This is a genomic window from Novacetimonas cocois, assembly GCF_003311635.1.
GTDB classification, from domain to species: domain Bacteria; phylum Pseudomonadota; class Alphaproteobacteria; order Acetobacterales; family Acetobacteraceae; genus Novacetimonas; species Novacetimonas cocois.
Genome location: NZ_QEXL01000018.1, coordinates 1 through 21391 on the forward strand (window position 1 = coordinate 1; position 21391 = coordinate 21391).

The 21391-nt window shown below is 61.0% G+C and carries 22 protein-coding genes and 1 tRNA gene; 16 read left to right on the top strand and 7 right to left on the bottom strand.

Annotated features, from left to right (window positions below):
- The first annotated feature begins 65 nt into the window (after positions 1 to 65).
- Both NJLHNGOC_RS12660 and NJLHNGOC_RS16030 read left to right on the top strand, forming a co-directional pair.
- Positions 66 to 1505 (top strand): Hint domain-containing protein, encoded by a 1440-nt coding sequence (locus NJLHNGOC_RS12660; RefSeq protein ID WP_113596697.1) that lies wholly within the window; start codon positions 66 to 68, stop codon positions 1503 to 1505.
- A 403-nt stretch (positions 1506 to 1908) separates the two neighbouring features.
- Positions 1909 to 2226 carry a hypothetical protein gene (locus tag NJLHNGOC_RS16030; RefSeq protein ID WP_165837937.1) on the top strand — a complete coding sequence of 106 codons (318 nt, stop codon included), beginning with the start codon at positions 1909 to 1911 and terminating at the stop codon, positions 2224 to 2226.
- A 504-nt stretch (positions 2227 to 2730) separates the two neighbouring features.
- Here NJLHNGOC_RS16030 and NJLHNGOC_RS12670 read toward each other — a convergent pair.
- Positions 2731 to 3678 (bottom strand): hypothetical protein, encoded by a 948-nt coding sequence (locus tag NJLHNGOC_RS12670; RefSeq protein WP_113596699.1) that lies wholly within the window; start codon positions 3676 to 3678, stop codon positions 2731 to 2733.
- A gap of 95 nt (positions 3679 to 3773) precedes the next feature.
- On the opposite strand from NJLHNGOC_RS12670, the gene NJLHNGOC_RS12675 reads away from it, so the two are divergent.
- Complete coding sequence (locus tag NJLHNGOC_RS12675) at positions 3774 to 4754, top strand: bile acid:sodium symporter family protein (RefSeq protein WP_113596700.1); 981 nt, start codon at positions 3774 to 3776, stop codon at positions 4752 to 4754.
- Between the two features lie 137 nt (positions 4755 to 4891).
- On the top strand, positions 4892 to 6334 hold the full coding sequence (locus NJLHNGOC_RS12680) for a pyridoxal phosphate-dependent decarboxylase family protein (RefSeq protein WP_113596753.1): 1443 nt from the start codon (positions 4892 to 4894) through the stop codon (positions 6332 to 6334).
- A gap of 27 nt (positions 6335 to 6361) precedes the next feature.
- On the opposite strand, the gene cobT is transcribed toward NJLHNGOC_RS12680, so the two are convergent.
- The 3 genes from cobT to NJLHNGOC_RS12695 form a co-directional block, all read right to left on the bottom strand.
- The gene (cobT, locus tag NJLHNGOC_RS12685) at positions 6362 to 8254 is read right to left on the bottom strand and encodes a cobaltochelatase subunit CobT (protein ID WP_113596754.1); all 1893 of its coding nucleotides are present in this window, start codon (positions 8252 to 8254) and stop codon (positions 6362 to 6364) included.
- Positions 8255 to 8296: 42 nt separating this feature from the next.
- Positions 8297 to 9325, bottom strand: a complete 1029-nt coding sequence (gene cobS, locus NJLHNGOC_RS12690; RefSeq protein WP_113596755.1) for a cobaltochelatase subunit CobS — start codon at positions 9323 to 9325, stop codon at positions 8297 to 8299.
- 117 nt (positions 9326 to 9442) lie between these two features.
- Entirely contained in the window at positions 9443 to 10057 is a 615-nt protein-coding gene (locus tag NJLHNGOC_RS12695) for a J domain-containing protein (protein WP_110529146.1), read from the bottom strand.
- An 80-nt stretch (positions 10058 to 10137) separates the two neighbouring features.
- On the opposite strand from NJLHNGOC_RS12695, the gene NJLHNGOC_RS12700 reads away from it, so the two are divergent.
- Positions 10138 to 10452: a BolA family protein gene (locus NJLHNGOC_RS12700; RefSeq protein WP_206059793.1), complete on the top strand. Its 315-nt coding sequence runs from the start codon at positions 10138 to 10140 to the stop codon at positions 10450 to 10452.
- Entirely contained in the window at positions 10449 to 11072 is a 624-nt protein-coding gene (locus tag NJLHNGOC_RS12705; RefSeq protein WP_110529152.1) for a LolA family protein, read from the top strand. The genes NJLHNGOC_RS12700 and NJLHNGOC_RS12705 overlap by 4 nt, the downstream gene beginning before the upstream one ends.
- Before the next feature lie 59 nt (positions 11073 to 11131).
- On the opposite strand, the gene lipB is transcribed toward NJLHNGOC_RS12705, so the two are convergent.
- Positions 11132 to 11836 carry a lipoyl(octanoyl) transferase LipB gene (lipB, locus tag NJLHNGOC_RS12710; RefSeq protein WP_113596702.1) on the bottom strand — a complete coding sequence of 235 codons (705 nt, stop codon included), beginning with the start codon at positions 11834 to 11836 and terminating at the stop codon, positions 11132 to 11134.
- A 57-nt stretch (positions 11837 to 11893) separates the two neighbouring features.
- Here lipB and NJLHNGOC_RS12715 point away from each other — a divergent pair.
- From NJLHNGOC_RS12715 to moaA, 5 genes are all read left to right on the top strand, one after another.
- Positions 11894 to 11979 (top strand) — tRNA-Leu (locus tag NJLHNGOC_RS12715).
- A 428-nt stretch (positions 11980 to 12407) separates the two neighbouring features.
- Positions 12408 to 13283, top strand: coding sequence for a UTP--glucose-1-phosphate uridylyltransferase GalU (gene galU, locus NJLHNGOC_RS12720; protein WP_113596756.1), 876 nt, complete (start codon positions 12408 to 12410; stop codon positions 13281 to 13283).
- Between the two features lie 9 nt (positions 13284 to 13292).
- The gene (gene pgmG, locus NJLHNGOC_RS12725) at positions 13293 to 14702 is read left to right on the top strand and encodes a phosphoglucomutase/phosphomannomutase PgmG (RefSeq protein WP_113596703.1); all 1410 of its coding nucleotides are present in this window, start codon (positions 13293 to 13295) and stop codon (positions 14700 to 14702) included.
- A gap of 140 nt (positions 14703 to 14842) precedes the next feature.
- Positions 14843 to 15028, top strand: a complete 186-nt coding sequence (locus tag NJLHNGOC_RS12730; protein WP_113596704.1) for a DUF3553 domain-containing protein — start codon at positions 14843 to 14845, stop codon at positions 15026 to 15028.
- Positions 15029 to 15040: 12 nt separating this feature from the next.
- Positions 15041 to 16057, top strand: coding sequence for a GTP 3',8-cyclase MoaA (moaA, locus tag NJLHNGOC_RS12735; protein ID WP_113596757.1), 1017 nt, complete (start codon positions 15041 to 15043; stop codon positions 16055 to 16057).
- Positions 16058 to 16061: 4 nt separating this feature from the next.
- On the opposite strand, the gene NJLHNGOC_RS12740 is transcribed toward moaA, so the two are convergent.
- Positions 16062 to 16940 carry a methyltransferase domain-containing protein gene (locus NJLHNGOC_RS12740; protein WP_113596705.1) on the bottom strand — a complete coding sequence of 293 codons (879 nt, stop codon included), beginning with the start codon at positions 16938 to 16940 and terminating at the stop codon, positions 16062 to 16064.
- A 47-nt stretch (positions 16941 to 16987) separates the two neighbouring features.
- Here NJLHNGOC_RS12740 and NJLHNGOC_RS12745 point away from each other — a divergent pair, with 47 nt between their 5' ends.
- The 5 genes from NJLHNGOC_RS12745 (at position 16988) to NJLHNGOC_RS12765 (ending at position 20493) form a co-directional block, all read left to right on the top strand.
- The gene (locus tag NJLHNGOC_RS12745; RefSeq protein ID WP_239021524.1) at positions 16988 to 17764 is read left to right on the top strand and encodes a ComF family protein; all 777 of its coding nucleotides are present in this window, start codon (positions 16988 to 16990) and stop codon (positions 17762 to 17764) included.
- Positions 17765 to 17859: 95 nt separating this feature from the next.
- Complete coding sequence (grxC, locus tag NJLHNGOC_RS12750; protein WP_113596706.1) at positions 17860 to 18120, top strand: glutaredoxin 3; 261 nt, start codon at positions 17860 to 17862, stop codon at positions 18118 to 18120.
- A 30-nt stretch (positions 18121 to 18150) separates the two neighbouring features.
- Positions 18151 to 18606 carry a DUF1178 family protein gene (locus NJLHNGOC_RS12755; protein ID WP_113596707.1) on the top strand — a complete coding sequence of 152 codons (456 nt, stop codon included), beginning with the start codon at positions 18151 to 18153 and terminating at the stop codon, positions 18604 to 18606.
- Positions 18607 to 18671: 65 nt separating this feature from the next.
- The gene (locus NJLHNGOC_RS12760) at positions 18672 to 19211 is read left to right on the top strand and encodes a DUF2147 domain-containing protein (protein WP_239021525.1); all 540 of its coding nucleotides are present in this window, start codon (positions 18672 to 18674) and stop codon (positions 19209 to 19211) included.
- A gap of 43 nt (positions 19212 to 19254) precedes the next feature.
- Positions 19255 to 20493, top strand: a complete 1239-nt coding sequence (locus tag NJLHNGOC_RS12765) for a lactonase family protein (protein WP_113596708.1) — start codon at positions 19255 to 19257, stop codon at positions 20491 to 20493.
- A 93-nt stretch (positions 20494 to 20586) separates the two neighbouring features.
- Here the strand turns inward: NJLHNGOC_RS12765 and ubiG are convergent, their stop codons facing one another.
- Positions 20587 to 21336, bottom strand: coding sequence for a bifunctional 2-polyprenyl-6-hydroxyphenol methylase/3-demethylubiquinol 3-O-methyltransferase UbiG (gene ubiG, locus NJLHNGOC_RS12770; RefSeq protein WP_113596709.1), 750 nt, complete (start codon positions 21334 to 21336; stop codon positions 20587 to 20589).
- Positions 21337 to 21391: the final 55 nt, after the last annotated feature.

Sequence of the window (21391 nt, forward strand, 5' to 3'; positions counted from 1 at the left end):
TCAACGAGCCTGAATCACATCCTGACACTCATATCAATGGGTCCTGAGCCTAAGGAATATACTTGATGACCAACTATGTAACATTTAACGATTATACGATTTCCCAATCCAACCAGTTTTTTCTCGCTGAAGAATTCCCATCTTCGGATGGAACGTCTGATACCGTTACTCCTGCATCTGATATGGGCGAGATCTATACGGGCACGACAGGAGAAAATGGAACGCTCGTTTTTCAAAGCACGAACATGCCTGGACAGGTGACTGTAAGTAATGTGGTCCCTGATGGAAATGGTGGCACGACGAGTACGCAGGAGTTCCTTTTAACACAGTCGGGGTATCAATCAAACGGGCAGATATTATTCCATGATTCAAATGGAAGTCCTATGCTGCTGTCCAATACACAGATAGCTCAGCTGTCGAATGGACAATACCCGTCTACAGTCCTTACCGATAATGGAACTGCTACATTTAATACAGCCATCGCATGCTTTACCAAAGGCGCGCTGATCCGTACGGCCGATGGGGACCGCCCCATCGAATCCCTGTCCGTTGGTGATCTTGTCCTGACGGCGACGGGTGAACAAAAGGCAATTACCTGGGTCGGCCATCGCCTGATGCGGTTTGTCGGCGCCAACGCCAATCTGGACGGCCTGCCGATCCAGATTTCCGCCAATGCCTTTGGGCCTGGCCTGCCTTTCGCTGATCTGATCGTCTCCCCCGGTCATGCCATGGCGTTCGACGTGGTCGGCACGGTTCTGGTTCCCGCCAAAAGCCTTCTCAACGGCTCGACCATCCGTCAGCTCGATGTGAAATCCGTCACGTATTACCACATCGAACTTGAAGAACATGGCATCGTCATCGCGAATGGCGTGGGTGCGGAAAGCTTCATTAATGTTGGCAACCGTTCTTTCTTTGCCAATACGGAAACTGTCGATCTGGCCGCCAATCCGGATGATGCCGCGCGGATGCTGTCTGATTATTGCGCGCCGTTTTACGATAATGGCGTGATCGTGGAGGCCGTTCGCGCACAGATCGCGCGTCGCGCGGAAACCCTGGGCTGGACGCAGTCGTACGATCTGCTGAGTGGAATTCGCCTTGATGTAGATGGCAAGATTGTCTCGCCGCACGTCCGTGGTGCGGTTGCGAAATTCCTTGTGCCGGCCGATGCGCATTCCATCCGGATCCTCTCCACGTCAAATGTGCCGGGTTTCCTTGGGATCAATGCCGACAATCGGAAGCTTGGTGTCTATATCAGTAAAATTACGCTGTCCGATGGTTTCTCGGCCGAGCGTAATATCGCGATGAACGATCCCTGCCTGTCCGACGGTTTCCATGTTTTTGAAGAAACCGGTTCCCGCTGGACCGATGGAAACGCCAACCTTCCGACTGCTCTTCTCGACGGAATGGACGGAACCGTTATGCTGTCCATCACCTCGGCCGGTAGCCTGCCGACCTGGACGCAGAATGTTGCGGAAGACGAGGTTCAGGAATCCGTCGCCGCCTGATGCATTGATCTGACAGGGGACAGGCCCGGTTTCAATAACCGGGCCTGATCCTTTTTCAGCTATCAGACAATAGACCGACTTTCCTGATTTTTATTTCCGCAATTATGCCAGACTATTACTGCAACGTTATCTTCACATGCCACATGAGGCCATCTCCTGTTTCGGACATGCCATCAGTCAGGACCGATGGTGGTGAGGGGAAGTCTTGCTGCCGCAAAGCAGGTTGATTTCGGCAACATGACGCGCACCGATCCCCCTGAACTGCTCATGCCTTCCCAGAACGGGTCCGGTAACGTTCGCTTCCTGTAAAGAAAACTGGCTATCCATGCCTGCGGTATTTTTCCTGTGGGAATATTCAAAGTAATTCCCGAGCTTCGAGCGTTCTGCTGAACAGATCCGCACCATGGACTTAGAGACTGTTCAAAAACAACCCTTTGATAAAAACGACAAAATTTTTTTGGGTATTGCCTTCTCTCAAAAAGGCGACGTTCTTCGAAGCTTTTTGCAAAAAGCTTCACCAAAAACTTTTATGATTTCAGGGTATTATCAGGCCGATCTTTTCAAACAGTCTCTTATCAGCCATTCAGCCGTGAAGACTTCGGATGAAACTTCATCCCGGCACAATCCCCATTCCAATGTCGTCCACTTTTCTGTCGGGAGCAGGGAGGGCGCGGCAACCATATGTACGAAATTAACAGCCGTCTGGATTTTTTTGGCCTGACCACCGGGAACTTCCGATGGATCGGTCCCTATCCCTTTTTTACAAGTAACTGTACCGACGCGCCCACGCGATGGTATCATCCAGCATCATGTATTCATCCGCATGATCGTCCGTCAGATTCTGGAATTACCGTTCAGCGATGTCGCGTCTTCTTCATAAACGAATCGGTCTATAAACGTTTCTCCGGCCCCCGGCGCATACCGATGGATCAGGCCACACAATGCCAATCCGATAACGATATGGTATGGTCTCTCTGTGCAAACAGTCTGCCATCGGCTCTCGTCCCACCGAAATGACGCTTGCGACCCAAAAGAGGGAGCCTGAGACCTTTCCACGAATGGCCATTCAGGATGCTTCAGGGCATCCGCGTCCATGTACCAGGTATTCACGCAACGGACGCTGCGGATGAGTGGATATTACAGAAGGGATAGAACGCACGCCCTGATTTCCGAAACACATGGTTGCCCATGGATTCAGAAACCAGCGTGAATTGCTGCCGTGATGTCAGTGAATGGGCAGCGGAATATGATTGACCGTCAGGACACCGGCGTCCCAGTTCACGTCCCATGACGTGCCATTGGTACCCCGATGACCAAACAGCTTTGCCAGTACCAGCGCGGCACTTGCTTTCGTCTGTCCGCTGTCACGCAGGGTGGCGATGATATCGTCCAGATGCTGGACCGCGATATGCCCTTCGCCGGCGGATGCGTCGGCATTGCCTGTCAGGGTCGCCTTGCCATTGCCGGAAATCTGCATCGTATCGCGCACGGCCTTGACGGATGTCAGTTCCACCGGCACCGCGACGCTTTCGGCGGCATGTCCCACGATGGCCGCCGCAAGCGGCCCCATCGAGGAAACCGGCATCGACGCGGACGCCGAGGCCTGCTGGGGCATCGTGGCCTCCAGCAGATGATTCTTGCTGCCATTGATATTCACCCCCTGCGTTTCCAGCGTCATGACCGCCTGCGCATCGGGGGTACTGCCGCCGGTCAGACGCAGATGGGCACGCCGGAAGGAAAGGTGGACCGTGCCGGTGGACATGACGCCATTGTCCCACACCAGGTCATAGCTCTTGCCGGACTGCACCCCGTCAAGGACCGGGGCCACGGCCTGCAGGAAATAGGCATTGGGACAGTGATCCGAATGATGCCCCGACAGGCTCGCCACCATCACCAGCGACGCCGCGTCCTCCAGATCCTGCAGGGAGCCGGCATCCAGTCCGTTCCCGCTGACGATGATATCGCCCGCCTGGAGTTCCTGATGGGCGTGCTCCCCCACCAGCCGCAGGTCATAGCCACGCGACATGAGGCTGCCTGCGCCGTGTGGCTGGGTGGTGGTGGCGGTGGAGACGGCACATTCCGCCGGCAGGGATGTCGCCCATGCCGAAGATGCGGAACAGGCGAACACGGGGGCGAATGTCCCCAAGAGGAGCGGGAGAAGGAGTTTCTTCATTGTGATGCGTAAACTGGCTTGGATACGTCCATTATGCAATCCGTCCCCGGCACAAAACGCCAGATGCCTTTTTGTCATCAGAAGTTTCACGCTCCATGTTTCGCAAGATCGACACGTTCCTGCTCTGTCTGATTGTCACGATCATCATTGCTACCGTTTTTCCCTGTACGGGCAATGGGGTAAAATTTTTTCAGGATCTGGCGGTCTTTGTCATCGGCCTGATGTTCTTCTTTCAGGGCGCGCGCCTGTCGCGCCGCGCGATCATTGAGGGCATGATCAACTGGCGTATCCATCTGGCGATACTGACCTGCACCTTCGTGGCCTTCCCGGTGATCGGAACAGGATTCCATGCCCTGTTTCCCCAGGCCCTGAGCGCCGATACGTGGACCGGCCTGCTGTTCCTGTGCTGCCTTCCATCCACGGTCCAGTCCTCGATCGCCTTTACCTCGATCGGGCAGGGGAATGTCGCGGCCGCCATCTGTTCGGCCACCATGTCCAATATTCTGGGCATCTTCATCACCCCCATCCTGACCGGGCTGGTCGTCCACCACTCCGCGGCGACACAGGGGGGCGTCACCTCCATCATGCTGCAGCTGCTGCTGCCGTTCATGCTGGGTCAGATGGCCCAGCCATGGATCGGACCGTGGGTCCACCGCTACAGGCAGCTCGTATCGCTGAGTGACCGGGGCTCGATCCTGATCGTCGTCTATACCGCCTTCAGCGAGGCCGTGACGCAGGGGCTGTGGCATCGCGTGCCGCCACTGCAGATCGGCTATATCCTGCTGGCAGACAGCATCCTGCTTTTCCTCGTGCTCGTGCTGACGACCTTCGGCAGCCGGCTTCTCGGCTTTTCCCGCCGTGACGAGGTCGCCATCGTGTTCTGCGGGTCGAAAAAGACCCTCGCATCCGGGGTGCCGATGGCAAATGTCCTGTTTGCCGGGCCGATGGTGGGGATCATCGTGCTGCCGCTGATGATCTATCACCAGCTCCAGCTTTTCGTATGCGCAACCCTTGCCCGCCGTTACGCACGCAGCGCCCCGGACGCCAAGGCCCGCGACATCGCGCACCAGACATGACCCCACGAAGGCATGACGCCCTGACGCCGCGTTTTGCCTCTCGCCGTTGGAACGCAGGGGGGTTATGACACATGCGGTTTCATGCCGTATGACTTATCCGACATGCCATTACATAAATCAGGGTGGACGAACGCATCATGACTGGACTGGATCCCGACAACTGGGACGCGCTGCGTCATCTGGGGCACCGGATGCTGGACGACATGATCGACCACCTGAGCCACCTGCGTGAAGAGCCGGTCTGGCGGCCCATGCCGCCCGAACTGCGGCAGGAACTGCGCACCGGACTGCCGGTTGCGCCCAGCGCGCCGGAGGAACTGTATGAACGTTTCCAAAAACTGGTGGTCCCCTATGCCACCGGCAACGTTCATCCGGGATTCATGGGGTGGGTCCATGGCGGGGGCACCGCCATCGGGATGCTGGCGGAGCTGCTGTCTGGCGGGCTGAACGCGAACTGTGGCGGTCGCGACCACGCCCCCATCGAGGTCGAACGCGAGGTCATTCGCTGGGCCGCGCAGATCTTCGGCTTTCCCACCGACTGTTCCGGCCTGCTGGTCACGGGATCGTCCATGGCAAACATGATCGCCGTCATCACCGCCAGCCGCGCGGTGCCCGATGGCCTGTCCATGCGCCATGCCGGGGTGGGAACGCGTCGCCTGACGGGATACGCCGCCTCCAGCGCGCATGGCTGCGTCTCCCGTGCGTTTGACCTGACGGGGCTGGGGTCCGATTCCCTTCGGATCATCCCGGTGGACCACAACAACCGCATGGTCCTGCCGGAACTGCAAAAGGCCATCGCGCGGGATCGGGCGGCCGGTTACGAACCTTTCATGATCATTGGCACCGCCGGCACCGTCGATACGGGGGCGATCGATGATCTGGAGCAGCTGGCCGATATCGCCGCGCACGAAAAGATATGGTTTCACGTCGATGGGGCCTTTGGCGCGCTGGCGGCCCTGTCGCCGGAACTGCGCCCGATGGTCCGGGGCATGGAACGGGCCGACAGCATCGCGTTCGATTTCCACAAATGGGCGCAGGTCCAGTACGACGCGGGCTGTATTCTGGTGCGCGATCCCGGCCTGCAGGCGGCAGCCTTCGCCCAGTCGCGCAGCTATCTCGCGCGTGAGGATCGTGGCCTTGCGACCAATGGTCCGTGGTTCTGTGACCTGGGTCCCGACCTGTCGCGCGGTTTCCGTGCGCTGAAGGTATGGATGACGCTTGGCACCTATGGCACGGAGCGGATGGGCGAAATGGTTGCGCAATGCTGCGCCATCGCCCGTCACCTTGCCCGACGGGTGGAAGAAAACCCGCGCACCGAACTGCTGGCGCCCGTCACGCTGAACATCGTGTGTTTCCGGGTTCTTGCCCCCGTGGACGACCTTGACCACTTCAACAGCGAAATCGTCAAGGACCTGCATGAAAGCGGCGTTGCGGCACCTTCGACCACCGTCATATCCGGTAGGAAGGCCGTTCGCGCCGCGATCGTCAACCATCGCACGGTGGAGGCGGACGTCGATCGCATGCTGGCGAAGCTTCTGGAACTTGCGGATGAACGCCTTGCGCGGGAAAAACAGGCGTAGAACCAGAGGGGAAGGGGGCGGGCCTCTCTAGCCGCGCCCCTTCGATTTTTCTTCTGTAAAGAGTTCGGAGAGTTTCTGCATCATCGTGCCGCCCAGTTCCTCGGGGTCGGTAATGGTGACGGCGCGGCGGTAATAGCGGGTCACGTCATGACCGATCCCGATGGCCAGCAGTTCGATGGGGCTGCGTGTTTCAATCTGGGAGATGACTTCCCGAAGGTGGGTTTCCAGATAGGATCCGGGATTGACCGACAGGGTACTGTCATCAACCGGGGCACCATCGGAAATCACCATCAGGATCTTGCGACTTTCCGACCGCGCGCGCAGCCGCCGCTGTGCCCATAACAGGGCCTCGCCATCGATATTTTCCTTCAGCAGCCCTTCGCGCAGCATAAGGCCCAGATTCCTGCGCGCTCGCCGCCAGGGCATGTCGGCGGCCTTATAGACAATATGCCGCAGGTCATTCAGGCGCCCCGGATTGGCGGGCTTGCCCGCGGTAACCCACTGTTCACGGCTGCGCCCGCCCTTCCATGCGCGGGTGGTAAAGCCAAGGACCTCCACCTTCACCGCACAGCGTTCCAGCGTCCGCGCCAGGATATCGCCGCACATCGCCGCAACGGAAATCGGCCGCCCCCGCATCGATCCGGAATTGTCGATCAGAAGCGTCACCACCGTATCGCGGAAATCGGTATCGCGTTCATGTTTGTAGGACAGCGACAGCATGGGATTGACCACGACCCGCGACAGGCGGCCTGCATCAAGGATGCCTTCCTCCAGGTCGAATTCCCACGCCCGCGTCTGCTGGGCCATCAGGCGACGCTGCAGCCGGTTGGCAAGCTTTGACACCACACCCTGCATGCTGACCAGCTGCTGGTCCAGCGTCTGGCGCAGACAGAACAGTTCCTCCGAATCACACAGATCCTCCGCCCCGACTTCCTCGTCATAGGCGGTGGTATAGGCATGATAGGCCGGCTGTCCGTCGTCCGGCGCCTCGTCGCCATCCTGCGCGGGGCCGCCCGCCTCTTCCGATCCCGAGGCAGCGCCCCCCTGATCGCCGTTATCCTGATCGTCTTCCCCCGTGCCGGTGCCCTGCGACATCTGCATCTGAAGGCCCGGATCCTCTTCCTCCACCGGATTGTCCTGTTCCTGCGGATCAGGCTCCTCCGGCGTGTCGGAAGGATCATTTTCATCTGACTGGGCCGAGGCGGCGCCTTCGTCATCCTCGGCCTGCGGATCGGTTTCCTGCTCGATCAGGTCGCATGCGACCAGCAGCTGGCGGGCGGCGCGGGCAAACTCCACCTGGCTGTCCTGCCGCGCGACCATCGCGGCCAGCGCGTCACGCACCGGAGCCGGAAGCGCGTCCTCCCACCTGCGCATGATATCTTTCACGGGGGCGGGAACTGGCTGGCCCGTCATGTGCGCCCGCGCCAGCAGCCCGAAGGCAAGCGGCGTGGGAATCTGGCGCCCCGCATGCGCGTCATCCAGCCCCATGTCACGGCATTCCTGCGCCAGACGGGCCTGAAGGTTGGCGGCCATTCCCGCCATGTGACGCGCGCCGACACTTTCAACGCGCGCCTGTTCCAGCGCATCGTAGATGTCGCGGGCTTCGCCTGCTTCGGGCTGGATGGTGGCATGCACGGCTTCGTCATGGTGGCGCACACGCAGCGCCGCCGCATCAGCCACGCCACGCAGGCGGGCCATATCCTCCTCCGACATGCCGGGGGCAGGCTGCGGCAGGCGCACCTGCGTCCCCACGACGGAGACGCCAGGTGGAACAGGCCCGTTGAGGAACATCACCTCGGTCGCGGCGTTCCCGCCCACGGCGCGAACGGTTCCGACTGTCGCGCGCTTGAAACGTTCGGCCCGCGCGGTCCGCTCCGCCGAACGCTCGGCAGAGCGGGAAGGGGGGGTCTTTTCACGCATGCCGTCCATCACATCCCTGCTGCATGATCGTCACGCGCCGCCTTATCGCGTCCGTGCCGGCATGGGATCGGCATTGAAGCAGCGCTGGTAATATTCCGCCACCGTCGGGCGTTCCGCCTCGTCACACTTGTTGAGGAAGGTCAGGCGGAAAGCAAAGGCCAGATCGTTGAAAATACGATAATTCTCGGCCCAGCTGATGACCGTGCGCGGCGACATGACGGTGGAGATGTCGCCCGCGATGAACCCGGAGCGCGTCAGATCGGCAAGGGCCACCATCGTCTCGACCCGCTTGCGTCCCTGCGCGTCCTTTTTCGGGTCGATCCCCATCTTGGCCATGACGATGGCGCTTTCCTGCGCATGGGACAGGTAATTTAGGGTCGTGACGATGTTCCAGCGATCCATCTGTCCCTGATTGATCTGCTGCGTGCCGTGATACAGCCCGGTGGTATCGCCAAGCCCGACGGTATTGGCCGTCGCGAACAGGCGAAAGAACGGGTTGGGACGGATCACCCGGTTCTGGTCCAGCAGCGTCAGGTGGCCTTCGACCTCCAGCACGCGCTGGATGACGAACATGACATCCGGCCGCCCCGCATCATATTCGTCAAAGACCAGCGCGCAGGGATTCTGCAGTCCCCACGGCAGCAGCCCTTCGCGGAATTCCGTGATCTGCTTGCCATCCTTCAGGACGATCGCATCCTTGCCAATCAGGTCGATGCGCGAAATATGACTGTCGAGGTTGATGCGCACGCTGGGCCAGTTCAGGCGGGCCGCCACCTGCTCGATATGCGACGACTTGCCCGTGCCGTGATATCCCTGGACCATGACGCGACGGTTGAACGCAAAGCCGGCAAGGATGGCCAGCGTGGTGTCATGATCGAACTGATAGGTCGGATCGATTTCCGGCACATGATCGGTGCGGACCGAAAATGCGGGAATTTCCATGTCGCTGTCGATTCCGAAAACCTCACGCGCCGACACCTTTCGATCAGGCGCGGAAATGGCGGAAATCGACGGAAGCGGTTCTCCCTCCGCATTGACATTCACGGTCGTCAGCTCTGCGAGTTCATTCATCGATATCGTATCCGTCATATTCTGGTGCCTCCGCCATCATACGCCGCGCGCCCGGCACAACTGGAAAGCCTGCGCGGGAGTATAGGAAGGGCACACGCAATCAGCCACCGCCTAAATCTAGGCCGAACGGGCGAAGTCATCCCTCGGCATCGCGACGAGATGGGCGCGTATGGCCGTATAGGCAACATTGATCCCCTTCAGCCGTTCCTCTGCCGCGCGGTCGCCGCCATTGGCATCGGGATGATGCTGCCGGGCAAGCGCCTTGTAGCGCGTCTTGAGCTCTTCCATGGAAATGGGCCACCCGAGGTCAAGAACGCTGAGCGGATATTTCAGCTCATCCGGCGCGGCATGGCGCACGTCACGTTCGCGTGCGCGTTTCGCGCGGGCACGCGCGCTGTTCTTGAGGAGTTCGAGCGGATCAAGCAGTTCCTCCTCATCGAAGGCGCGGGCGCCATTGGCCTGTCCTAGGCGCCATGAAGGCCGGTTCCACGAAACGTCGGCCCGGATATGCGCCTCGATCTGTCCGGGTGACATTCCCTTGTAATAATCCCAGCGCGCGTTGTACTCGCGCACATGCTCCAGGCAGAACCAGAAATACTGGTTCAGCGCATCGCGCGAGCGCGGGGCGCGATAGCCCGCGGCCTCGGTGCAGCCGGCCATGTCACAGCAGCGCGCCGGCGCATCCGGGTCGGGGTCAAAGGCCCTGGGGCGTGTATTCCTTCTCTTCATCATTCCCGTTATGTGCGTCCGTTCATGCTTCGTGCAAGAGCGAAGATGTGCGATGTGTTGCCATGGACCAAAGGGAGCAGCCAATGACAGACCGGATCGCGGGACGCGCCGCCCGAATCGAGACATGCCTTCGTGACCATCTCTCCCCCGTGGAATTGCGGGTCCACGACGACAGCGCGCGCCACGCCCATCATGTCGGGATACGCGACAACGGCGTGCAGGCGGGGGAAAGTCACTATAATGTACTCGTGATCAGCGATGCGTTTTCCGACATGAGCCGGGTGCAGCGCTCACGCCTCGTGCATGAACTGCTGGCCGCGGAATTCGCGGGTGGCATGCACGCCCTGTCACTGACGTTGCGCACCCCGGCGGAACATGCGCGGATGGCGATACAATGAAGCCGGCATTCCCGTTCCATGTCCGCCGCCTTATGGCCGGCGGCCTCCTGATGATGCTCGCGGCGTGCCAGGCCGTGCCGGACAAGGCCACGCTGAGCCAGAAGGACGAAATCACGCGCGTCGAACACTATCTCAACGACACGCACGGCCTGGGGGCGCACTTTGTCCAGACATGGCCCGATGGCGGGAAGGGGGATGGAAGGCTGTACTACGATCCCGGCAGGCTGCGCCTCGATTACGCGACGCCGGCGGCGATGAAGCTGACGGCGGCGAACGGCCATCTTGTCTTTATCGACCCAAGGCGCGATTCCGTGACGCGCATGTCGCTGGGCCACCAGCCGCTGGGCCTGCTGCTGCAGCAGCCGGTGCATCTGGATGGACAGATCGTCGTCACCTCCGTCCAGCATGGGGCCAACAGCCTCCAGCTTTCCATGGCGCGTTCCGACAGTCCGTCGCAGGGGCTGCTGACCCTTGGGTTTTCCGACATTGCAGGCACGCTGAGCCTGATCGCCATCGAGATGACCGATGTCGAACGTCAGCATATCCGCCTCGACCTCGATGACGTGCATGCCGGACCGGCGTGGCCCGATGACCTGTTTTCCCTGAGCACGACGAAATAGGACACGAAGGGGAACAGGCGGGGAGGGAACATCGAAAAGGACGCACCCCGCCACGGGGATCATGCCTCGAGATACTCCCCTTCCACCGGCACGCTGCCGAAGCATTCGGTCCAGCTTTCGCGCAGGGCGCGGTCCACATCCGCCATGAAGACTTCGTGGCCCAGCCTGCGAAGGCTGGTCACGCCATGTTCACGGATGCCGCACGGCACGATCCCCCCGAAATCCGACAGGTCGGGATCGACATTGATCGCGACTCCGTGCCAGCTGACCCAGCGTGAGACGCGCACGCCGATCGCCGCGATCTTCTCCTCCGCCCCGGTCACCGGATCCACCACCCAGACGCCCACGCGTCCCTCCCGACGTTCCCCGGTTACGTCAAAACGGCGCAACGTTGCGATCAGCCATTCCTCCAGCGCGTGGACATAGGCCCGCACGTCGCGGGCGGGCACCGGGCCATGCGGGCGGGTCAGGTCCAGCATGACGTAACATACGCGCTGCCCCGGACCGTGATAGGTCCACTGCCCCCCGCGACCGGCGGGCCATGTCGGGTATCCCGACGGGTTGAACAGATCCTCCGGCCTTGCGGAGGTTCCGGCCGTATAGGTGGGGGGATGTTCAAGCAGCCAGACATGTTCCGCCTGCCCCCCCGCGCGGATGGCGCGCGCGTCGCGTTCCATCCGCGCCAGGGCGTCCGGATAGGGGACCTGCTGGTGTGCGATTTCCCATAAAATCTTGTTTTCAGTCATTGCCCGTTCGTCTCCCATCGGTTATACGGCCTTCATTGCTTCGGTATCGCTTAGCCGATAACCGAGGAAATGTATGCGGCCATGGCGGAATGGTAGACGCGCAAGCTTGAGGTGCTTGTGGGGGAAACCCCGTGGAAGTTCGAGTCTTCTTGGCCGCACCATTATTTCCCGATGATAAAGACAGAAAACAGACGCGCACAGGCAGGTATTTTTCCCGTGCCTGTTGCCGCGCGTGCGTCCTGATTCGCGCCCGGCGCGACCGTCGCCATAAAATTGGCACAATCGTGGATTCATATGCCCATAAGCCTTAACGATGCCGCGCGACTGCCCAACACGTCATGCCCGCACGACAGGGATGACATATCACGCGCGGGAGACCGTCCCGGACACGTTACAAATCGTGTCTTGGAGGGGTGCGATTACATTCTAGACCAAACTGGTTGATTTAGGTCATGTTGTTGCGGGAATCCGCGTTTTAAAGATGCGGATGGCGCGACATCCCTGAGGCCCGTTATTGCCGATTTGTTCTGGAATTCAGGAGGGCAGGGAATGGGAAGTCCGAGGTTATTTATAAATTAAGGTGAATTTTGTGATCAAACCCTTGAAAAAAGCCGTCCTTCCTGTTGCGGGAATGGGAACACGTTTCTTGCCAGCAACGAAATCGGTCCCCAAGGAGATGCTGCCGGTCGTCGACAGGCCGCTGATCCAGTACGCGATTGACGAAGCCCGCGAAGCCGGCATCGAGGAATTCTGCCTGGTGTCCAGCCGTGGCAAGGATTCGCTGATTGATTATTTCGACATTGCATTTGAGCTCGAAACCACGCTGAAGGCCCGTCACAAGACCTCCGCGCTGAAGGCCCTAGAACCGACCCGCGTCACGCCGGGCTCGATGACATCCGTCCGTCAGCAGGAACCGCTTGGCCTTGGCCATGCCATCTGGTGCGCCCGCAGCTTCATCGGCAACGACCCGTTCGCCATCCTGCTGCCCGACGACGTGGTGCAGAGCAAGACCTCCTGCCTCAAGCAGCTGGTCGATGTGTACAACCGCACGGGCGGCAACGTCGTGGCCGTCAGCGAAGTGCCGCGTGAAAAGACCGACCAGTACGGCATTCTCGACGTTGGCCATGACGATGGCAGGCTGGTGGAGGTCAAGGGACTGGTTGAAAAGCCGAAGCCCGAAGACGCCCCGTCCAACCTGTCGATCATCGGCCGCTATATCCTGACGGCTGACGTGCTGCCCCACCTCGCCAAGCTCGAAAAGGGCGCGGGCGGTGAAGTACAGCTGACCGATGCCATGGCGAAGATGATCGGCCACGTGCCGTTCCATGGCTACCGCTATGAAGGCCGTCGCTTCGACTGCGGCAACAAGATCGGCTTCCTCGAAGCGCAGATCGCGTTCTCACTGGAGCGTGAGGATCTGGCGGGCGATGTGCGCGCGTTCCTCAAGTCCTATCAGGGTAAATAATCCTGCCCCATGGCGTTCTGTCATCGCTTCGACCCGACAAGCCTGCGGGAATATGACATCCGCGGGATTGTCGGGAAGACCCTGACGACAGATGACGCCCATGCCATCGGGCGTACCCTTGGCAGCATCATCGCCAGAAATGGCGGCTCCACACTCGTGGTCGGGTATGACGGACGACTGTCCTCGCCCGACCTCGAGGCGGCGGTGGTGAAAGGGGCGCGGACCTCGGGGATGGACGTGATCCGCATGGGTCGCGGCCCGACGCCGATGCTGTATTTCGCCTCGATGATGCTGAAGGCCGATGGCGCGATCATGGTCACCGGAAGCCATAATCCGCCGGATCATAATGGTTTCAAGATGATGCTCGCCAACAGGCCTTTTTTTGGCGGGCAGATTCGCGAACTGGGTCATCTGGCCGAAACAGGTGACGTGGTGGCGGAGGCGACAGGCAGCGTCCGGACGATTGATATCGCGCCCCGCTATGTCGAACGTCTTGTTCAGGACTGGGACGGGGGCGAGCGCCAGCTTCGCGTTGTCTGGGATAACGGCCATGGCGCGGCGGGGGAAGCCCTGTCGCTGCTGGTCCGGAAACTGCCGGGCGCGCATATTGTCCTGAATGGCGAAATTGACGGCCATTTCCCCGCCCATCACCCAGATCCGACCATTATCCAGAACCTGCAGCAGCTGATCGCGGCCGTGAAGGAAAACAATGCCGACCTCGGCATCGCCTTTGATGGGGATGCGGACCGGATCGGCGTCGTCGACAATACCGGACAGGTCCTGTGGGCCGATCAGCTTCTGGCGGTGCTGGCGCGTGATGTCCTGCGCGACCATGCGGGTGCTACGGTCATTGCCGATGTAAAGGCCAGCCAGGTTCTCTTTGACGCCGTGGATCAGGCGGGTGGCCGCTCAGTGATGTGGGGATCGGGCCATTCCCTCATCAAGGCGAAGATGGCTGAAACCGGCGCCGTACTGGCGGGGGAAATGTCCGGCCATATTTTTTTTGCCGACAGATGGTATGGTTTTGACGATGCGCTGTATGCGGCGGTCCGCCTGCTTGGCATCGTCGCGCGCCTGTCCGGTCCACTTTCGAATGTGCGCCGCGCGCTGCCGCATATGTTCAGCACGCCGGAACTGCGATTTGACTGTGCCGACACGCGCAAATTCGATGTCATCGCGGAAGTCGCGAAACGCCTGCGCGAAAGCGGGGCGCGCGTGTCGCTGATTGATGGTGTCCGCGTCACCACCGACGATGGCTGGTGGCTGTTGCGCGCCTCCAACACGCAGGCGATGCTGGTGGCACGTATCGAAAGCGGCACCCGAACGGGACTGTCGCGGCTGCAGGCCGAACTCACGGCCCAGCTGGTAAAATCAGGGGTGGACGCGCCTGACTTTCATGGCACCAACACCCGGCATTGACCGGAACGGCAGCCCGATTTCCGATCACCGTCCTGACGTGACATCAGGGCGTTTTTTTATTGAACCTGCCGTCAACGGGTTTAAAAGGCCCAAATTGGTCCAATATGGTACCGTAAGTTCCGATCGGGTTTATCTACCTCATGACGGCATCCTCGCCTTTCTGCTCATTCCTGGTACCGGGCCAGTATGTCTCCCACCCCGACCATCCGGAATGGGGCAGGGGACAGGTGCAGTCCGCCACGGGACGTCGGGTGGTGGTCATGTTCTCCCATGCCGGAAAAGTCGCCATTGACGCCATGGTCGTGCAACTGACGGTGCTGGACTGATTGGAACGCCTCATGAATCGCCCTTTTCTTGATTCCTTTGGCCGGGCAGTGACCTATCTGCGTGCCTCGGTCACGGATCGATGCGACATGCGGTGCCTGTATTGCATGGCGGAGGAAATGACCTTCCTGCCCAAGCCTGAAATCCTGTCCTTTGATGAACTGGAACGTATCTGCGGGGCGTTTATCCATAATGGGGTCCGGCGGCTGCGCATCACGGGGGGGGAGCCCCTGGTCCGTCGCGATGTCATGTCCTTCTTCGCCGCGATGGGGGAGTGGCTGAAACGCCCGCAGGATGAAGCCCATCTCGATGAACTGACATTGACCACCAACGGCAGTCGGCTGGGTGAATTTGCCGAACCGCTTTACGCAGCCGGGGTGCGGCGCATCAATGTGAGCATGGATTCACTGGATGCGGAGCGTTTCCGGACCATCACGCGACGTGGAAAACTGGAAAAAACGCTCGACGGTATTCGCGCCGCGCGAAAGGCAGGCCTGAAAATCCGCATCAATACCGTCGCCATGGCGGGCCTGAATGACGACGAATTCGATGACATGGTCGCATGGTGCGGACAGATCGGGGCGGATCTGTGCCTGATCGAGACCATGCCGATGGGCGAAACCGGCGATGACCGGCAGAACCGCTATCTGCCCCTTGATCGCGTGCGCGCCGACCTTCAGCGCCGCTGGACGCTGGAACCGCTGACCTATCGTACTGGTGGTCCGGCGCGTTACGCGCGCGTGGCCGAGACGGGACAGAAAATCGGCTTCATCACGCCCATGAGCCATAATTTCTGCGAAAGCTGCAACCGGGTGCGCCTGTCCTGCACGGGCCAGCTTTACTCCTGTCTGGGGCATGAGGGGGCAAGCGACCTGCGCGGTCCCCTGCGTGCCGGAATGGATGATGCGGGGATCATCCGGCTGGTCCAGTCCGCGATCAGGCGCAAGCCCAAAGGGCATGATTTCATGCTCGACCGTCCCGCCGACGACCCTGCCCGCATCGCACGGCACATGAGCGTGACCGGGGGCTAGGTTTTCATTGTTCCCCGTGACGCAGGGCGTCCTCCAGCGGGGTCGTAAACTGCCCGGGGCGAAGGGGACGGGGCTGGGTTTCCGCCGGCGCCCACCCGGTCATGACCGCCATGTGCAACGGCATCGCCACATTGCCATCTTCGTCACGCGGCAGACGCGCCAGCGCGGCGGGAAACAGACTGGCGGGCGGGCAGGCACGATGCCGCTGGGCCAGTGCATTGGTCTCGCCCGCGTCGCGCAGGTCCCGCAGCAGGGCGAATGGAGAACGATAGGCCAGTTCAAGAACATCCGAATCGGCCACAGGCAATGCGAATCCGGCACGCTGCAGCAGTGCGGCACAATCGCGCAGGCCGGGGAAAGGCGACACGCGCACCGACGCCCCGCCCAGAAGGTCATGTTCCGCAGCCGTCAATGCCTGCCGCAGTTCCGCAAGGGTCGGCAGGATTGGCATGGACGCCAGGAACAGCCCGTCCGGTCGCAGGATATTGCGGATCTGCGCCAGCGTTCCCGGCAGGTCGTTGACCCAGTGCAGCGACAGGTTGGCGACGACAAGGTCGAACGTTCCCGCGCCGAACGGCAGCCATTCCTCGTCCATGCAGACACTCGGGCCGCTTTCACCGGCGCACAGGGCAGGGGAGATATCGGTGGCGATCACCTCCATCCCCCGCGCGCGCAACAACGGGGCGACGACGCCACGTCCGCCGATATCGAGCGCATGCGAAAACCGATGGGTCGTATCGTCCAGCCGGTCCAGAAGCCGCTCCGCCGCAGCGCTCAGGATCGGTCGCACACGCTCCATCCCTGCGGATGCGCGATCCCGATGCAGTCGTACGACATGGCGATCAAAAATTACCGGCGTCTCCATGACACTGATGTGGGCCATCCGCTATCATCTGCCAAGAACACCATCACGTGAACGTCCGGTCCCTCATGTCCCGTGCCTCCAGCTTCCTCATGCCTCGCCTGCGCCATGCCGCCCGCGCGGCGCTGGACCTGATCCTGCCGCCACATTGCCTGTCCTGTGGCGCGGAGGTGGAACAGGCCGGACATGTCTGCCCCGACTGCTTTGGCAGACTTCATCTGATCGGCCGCCCATCATGCCGCAAATGCGGGGGGCCTTTCACATCCGAAGCCGCAGCCGGAACGGACAGGCTTTGCGCCGAATGCCTGCAGAATCCCCCGCCGTGGGACGAAGGGCGCGCGCCGCTGGTTTATGACGAAGGGTCGCGTCGCCTGATCCTCGGCCTCAAATATGGGGACCGGACCGAAAACGCGGCACTTCTTGCACGTTACATGTATCAGGCCGGTCGTGACGTGCTGGACGCTGACACCATCGTGGTCCCGGTTCCGCTGCATCGTTGGCGGCTGTTCAGGAGGCGGTACAACCAGTCGGCGCTTCTTGCCCACGAACTGGCGCGCATGGGGGGCTGCGTACACTGGCCGGATGCCCTGCGCAGGATTCGCCATACCCGCCCGCTGGGACGGCTGAGCCGTGCCGAAAGGCAGGAGGTCCTTGCCGGGGCGATCGCCCTTCGCCCGCACAGGGCGTCCGGGGTGCGGGGAAAACATGTCGTCATGGTGGACGATGTCATGACCACGGGCAGCACGCTCGGCACCTGCGTCAGGGTACTGCGTGCCTGTGGGGCCACGCGCATTGACGTGCTGTGCGCCGCCCGGGTCTGCCCATCGGGGGAAGTACATCCATAACGCATACGGTTTCATTACCCCCCATCGGCGCGACATGGCATTATGTCCCCAACCTGTTGTAGACACGGGATTGATCCCTCAGCTGAAAGCTTCCCATGCCTGAAATCGAGATATATACCCAGCCCGGCTGCCCCTATTGCGTGCGCGCCGTCCGCCTCCTGCAATCGAAAGGCGTTCCGTTCGAGGAAATAACGGCCCTGCATGGCACGCAGGCCCGCAAGACGGCCGTCGAGCGTTCGGGGGGACACACGACGATGCCGCAGGTTTTCGTGGATGGAAAATTCATCGGCGGATGTGATGACATAATGGCGCTCGACCGTGCGGGGAAACTTGACCTACTGCTTGGCGCAGGCTGACCACACCGCTTCGGACAGGGAAGACGTCACATGATTCTCTACCGCCTGCGATGCGAGGGAGAGCATGAATTCGAAGGATGGTTTCCAGATAGCGGCAGCTTCGAACGTCAGGCTGAACTGGGATTGCTGTCATGTCCGCAATGCGGCGGCGCGAAAGTCACCCGCGCCCTGATGGCGCCTGCCATCCGCCGCACGAACACGGACGCAACGCCTGCCACGGTACCCGCGACGGCCGCCGCGCCGCAGGGTGACGACGGATCATTACCCGATGTGGCGATGGCTCTGTTGCAAAAAATACGCGGTGTCATCGAAGAGCATTGCGTGAATGCTGGGGAGCGGTTTGCGCAGGAGGCGCTGAAAATGCATCGTGGGGAAAAGCAGCCCGCGGGAATTTATGGCACCATGACCAAAGATGAACGTGAAATGCTGGATGACGAGGGGGTAGAGGTGCTGGCCATCCCCTGGGTCAGACCTGCCGACAGCTGAGACGGACAACGCTCTCGCTTCGTATCCAGGCATGTTACGCGGCGCACGACCAAGGGGAGGGATTCATGTGCGAAACGACAGGAGTGACCGGACAGATCGGTCAGTCCCACACCGTCAGGCGCATCACGGCGCGCGCGATGTCCGGCATTGCCGGCCGGACGCTGCTGGTGCTGGCACTGGGAGCAGGACTGGCCTGCGCGATCCCGCCCGCTGACGCCGCGCCATCATCGGACACGGCGGAAATTCTTGGGGAATGGGAAACCAAGGATCATGACGGCGTTTTCCGCATCATGAAATGCGGCTCCGAAATCTGCGGCGACCTGGTGGGGCTGAGCTATACGAAGGAAGTGCCAAAGGACCATGCCGGACATTCGGAATGCGGACTGCGGATGCTGACCGGCTTTACCCCCGATCAGCAGGATGCCGGACACTGGAACGGCCATATCCTTGATCCCGACAGCGGTCACGTCTATCACGCGCGAATCTGGGTTTCATCATCGGGTGCGCTGAAACTGCGGGGGTTCGTGGCGGTTCCACTGTTTGGTGAAACGGAAACCTGGACCCGCTTTACCGGCAAGATCGGGCCGGAATGCCGCCTGCCCTGAATGGACCATTTTTAAAACCTGTGCTGGGGATATTTAAAATTCGATGAAGTCCAATCTTACCCGTCGTGCCGTTATCGCGGGACTGGCCATGGCAGGGGCACCCGCCCTGTCACGCAGGGCGGCCGCCGAACTGCCGCAGCCGCCACATTCGCGGACCATCTGTTACATCGGCGGATATACGCAGCATGGCCCACCAGGCGGCAGCGGCAACGGTCAGGGGATTTCAGTGTTCGAAATGAACACCGACAATGGCAGCCTGTCGCCACTGATGACCTATGTCGATATCGCCAGCCCTTCCTTCCTCGTCATCTCGCAGGATTCGCGCTACCTCTACGCATTGAGCGAAATCGACGATTTCAACGCCAATCACGAAGGGTGCGTGACCGCGTTTTCGGTCAACCGCAAGAGCGGCGAACTGACCAAGATCAATGTCATGCGCTCTGGCGGGGCCATTCCCGCCCATCTGAGCATCCATCATTCGGGCAAGTACGTCATGGTCGCCAATTACATGGGCGGCAGCGTCGGCATCCTGCCCATCCGTCCCGACGGGGGGCTGGGCGATCCGACCGACGTGGTCAAGAACACCGGCCCGCGGATGCCTGATCGCGCCAGCGACAACCCGCCGGGCAATTTCGCGGTCAGCGACCATTCCGGATCCCATGTGCACATGGTCGCATCCGACCCCAGCGGACGATTCGTGCTGGCATGCGACGCCGGGCTGGACCGTGTCTATGTCTGGACGCTGGACCTGCATACGGGGCGCCTGGTCCCGGACGCGAAGGCACCGTTCATCAACATGACCCCCGGTTCCGCCCCCCGTCATTTCGCCTTCAACGAGAAGGGGACCATGATCTACATCCTGGGCGAGCAGGATTCAAAGGTGGTCGCGGCCACCTTCAATGCCCAGACGGGTGAAATCGTCCCACAGCAGACCGTAAGCACCGTAACGCCGCATTTCCGTGGCAGCAGTCTTGCGGCGGGCATCCTGCTGTCGCCCAACGGTCGGTATCTTTATGTCTCCAATCGTCTGGGTGATTCACTGGCCAGTTTCCACGTCAATGATGACGGGACGCTCAATCTGGTCGACGAAATCTGGATGCATGCGGATTACGGGCGTTCGATGATGTTCGACCCCACGGGATCGTTCCTGTTCTGCGCCAACCAGCGCAGCGATTCCGTCACGTCGTTCCGTGTCAATGCGGCAACAGGTGAACTGCAGTTTACGTGGAATTTCACCCCCGTCGGCAGTCCCACCACCTTTGCCTTCCTCAATACGATCTGACCCTTGTGATACGGCTTCCCTCCGTTCAGGCGGGAAGCCGGATGCACTCGGGCCTGCCCGACGGGACAGGCAGACCCGGGCACAATCCGGCGGTCAGTCGCGCACAAGCTGCGCGATGTAATTGACGCCGAGGTCACGGCTTTCGCGCCAGCCGCCAAGGCCCGGCACCATGCCGGCGATATCGGCGACCCGCAGTCCCGCCTGCACCGCATATCCCCCCAGTTCGGACGGCGTGATGAATTTACGCCATTCATGGGTGCCGACCGGCAGCAGGCGCAGGACGTATTCCGCCCCGATCTTGGCCATCGCCAGCGAACGCAGGGTGCGGTTCATGGTCGAAACGATGATCGTGCCGCCCGGATTCAGCATTGTCGCCAGCATCTGCAAAAATGCAGCCGGATCAGTAACATGCTCGATGACCTCCAGCGCGGAAATCGCATCGAACCGCGCGCCTTCGGCACACAGGTCCTCCGCGCTGCCGCAACGATAGGACAGCGGTCGGCTCCCTTCGGGCAGGGGATGGTGACGCAGGTGCTGCCGGCCCGCGGTAATCGCGGCACTGGATGCATCCAGCCCCGTCACATCGAATCCGGCCCGGGCGAACGCCTCGCTCGCAAGGCCGGCGCCACAGCCGATATCCAGCAGCCTGCGCGCCACCCCATGCCCGTCAAGGGGTGGAGGAAGATGGGCCAGCGACCATCCGATACGCAGTTCGTTCATGGCGTGCAGGGGGCGCATCGGACCCGCCGGATCCCACCACCGGTCAGCCAGTTCGCTGAAACGCGCGATCTCGGACGGGGAGACCGAACCTGGCTCCGGGGCTGACGAATCGTGAAGCTGCATGGTGCAACGCCTTTCCTGTGACTGTCTCGTGCTGGACGCAGAGGCGGGGGGGATG